This is a genomic window from Roseomonas chloroacetimidivorans, from assembly GCF_049629625.1.
Taxonomy (GTDB): Bacteria; Pseudomonadota; Alphaproteobacteria; order Acetobacterales; family Acetobacteraceae; genus Roseomonas; species Roseomonas chloroacetimidivorans.
In genome coordinates this window covers 1-2142 of sequence record NZ_JBNBZS010000238.1, presented here as the reverse complement: position 1 = coordinate 2142, position 2142 = coordinate 1, and the positions used below count along the sequence as shown (strand labels likewise).

Below are 2142 nucleotides of genomic sequence, written 5' to 3'. Positions count from 1 at the left end.
CTTGCAGGTCCAGCGCAAGGGCGACATCGGATCGCCCCGTGCTCCCGGTTCCACCAGCGACAGCAGGTCAGGCAACAGCCCAGGGTCCCGCTCCACCGCCGTCTTGCCGCCGCCGCCCCGTTTGCGAACACGTCCCGGCGGCAGCCCGCACGCCAGGTCCTTCAGGCCCCGGCCAATCGTGCTCGCCGCCAGCCCCGTCGCCCGCGACACCGCGGCAATCCCGCCATAGCCCGCAACGCGCGCCTCCGATGCCGCAAGCAATCGCCAACCGCGTTCGTCTAAATGCGCCGACAGCTCCGAAAACCGCGCCCGAACCCCGTCAATGTCGATCATCCCGCTATGCTACGTCTCCGCCAAACGCAGGAGAATCCCTGCCCCACAACCGCAGCCCCAAACCCGATTCACTTATCGGCGGACGAGCCCTTATGCCCGTGTCTCGAGCCGGCGCCAGGCCCAGGCGCAGACCATTGAGCAGCAACTCGACCGCCTGCGCGCCCATGCCGCGACATGCGGCTGGGCCCTCGCGCCGGAGAACGTTTTTCGTGACGACGGCTACAGCGGTGCCAGCCTGAGGCGTCCCGGCCTGGACCGCCTGCGCGACGTCGCCGCGAGTGCCCGGCTGGACCGCATCCTGATCACCGCGCCGGACCGGCTGGCACGCAACTACGTGCATCAGGTGCTGCTGGTCGAGGAGCTGCAGGGACACGGCACGACGGTTGAATTCCTCGACCGGCCGATGAGCCAGCACCCGCACGACCAGCTGCTGCTGCAGATCCGTGGCGCAGTAGCCGAGTACGAGCGGACGTTGATCACCGAGCGGATGCGCCGGGGTCGCCTGCGCAAGCTGCGGGCTGGTGTCCTGCTGCCCTGGACGCGGTCGCCCTACGGCTACCGGGTTGACCCTGAGCGGCCGCGCGACCCGGCCGGGGTTCGGGTCGACGAGGCGGAGGCGGCGGTAGTGCGCGACCTGTTCGCCTGGTTCGCTGACGAGGGGACCTCGGTTTCCGAACTGGCGCGGCGCCTGCACGGTCTTGGCACCGCCTCGCGATGGGACCGTGGCAGTTGGTGCCTCTCGGCCGTGCGCAACGTACTGACCAACCCCGTGTATCGCAGCCAGGTTTTCGCGAACCGCCTACGCGCGCGGCCCATTCAGCGGCGCCGCTCTGCCTTGCGCCCAGCCGGCCGTACCGGCGACGGCAGGCGAGTGACAGACCCGGCCGAGTGGATCGCAGTTGCAACCGTGCCAGCCATCGTCGGGCGCGAACAGTTCGAGCGTGCGCAGGCACGACTGGCCTATAATCAACGCATGGCGCCGCGGAACAACAGCGTGCATCAGTATCTCCTGCGTGGCTTGGTCAGCTGCGGACGCTGCCGCTGCCGCTGCGCCTGCGCCGGCCGGCACGTGGCCCGGGGCTACGACTACTACGTCTGCCGGACTGTGACGCCGCCCACCTCTGCGTCGCCAGGTGAACGCTGCCCAACGCGCCATATCCCCGGCGGGCCGCTGGAGGAGCTGGTCTGGCGCGACCTGTGCGAGGTGCTCGCCGCGCCGGAGATGATCGCGCATGCGATGGAGCGGGCCCGCGGCGGGCATTGGCTGCCGCAGGAGATGCAGGCGCGCCGGGCCAACCTGCGCCGCGCCCGTGCAGGCCTGCACCAGCAGATCGAGCGGCTCACAGAGGCTTACCTTGCCGGCGTGGTGCCGCTGGAGGAGTACGAACGCCGCCGACGGGAGACCGAGGGGCGGGTGCAAGCGCTCGGTGGGCAGGAGCGCGATCTGGTGAAAGAGGCCGACCGCCAGGGTGAAACCGCTCGCCTCGCGGCCCATGCCGAGGAATTCTGCCGCCGCGTGCGGGCGGGCCTGGAGGGGGCGGACTTCGGCCGTAAGCGAGAGCTACTGGAGCTGCTCGTCGACCGTGTGGTCGTCACCGGCGAAGTCGTCGAGATCCGGTACGCGATCCCTATGGCGCCGGAGGGCGAGCGCGAGCCATTTTGTCAATTGCGAACAGACTATCAAGCAGGTATTCCAGGCCCATGGCGCTGATGCGGGCGGGCGGGTGGTGCTTCGCAAGCGCCTGGCGCGGGCCAAAGTACTCGAGTTCTTCGCGGGGCAGGCGCCGTGTGTTGTGGCGCTGGAGGCTT

1 protein-coding gene and 1 pseudogene are annotated in these 2142 nt (G+C 69.6%); one reads left to right on the top strand and one right to left on the bottom strand.

The genetic code is table 11. The annotated features are described in order from the left end of the window. Positions 1–333: pseudogene (locus ACO1BU_RS37030) on the bottom strand (ISAzo13 family transposase); the annotation flags it as partial. Here ACO1BU_RS37030 and ACO1BU_RS37025 point away from each other — a divergent pair. After that, positions 323–2044 (top strand): recombinase family protein, encoded by a 1722-nt coding sequence (locus tag ACO1BU_RS37025; RefSeq protein ID WP_424140850.1) that lies wholly within the window; start codon positions 323–325, stop codon positions 2042–2044. The pseudogene ACO1BU_RS37030 and the gene ACO1BU_RS37025 sit on opposite strands and share 11 nt — an antisense overlap. Positions 2045–2142 lie beyond the last annotated feature (98 nt).

Bases quoted from the DNA above. Each gene is read 5' to 3' on its own strand.
- ACO1BU_RS37025 (WP_424140850.1), top strand. From the start codon at position 323: ATGTCGATCATCCCGCTATGCTACGTCTCCGCCAAACGCAGGAGAATC.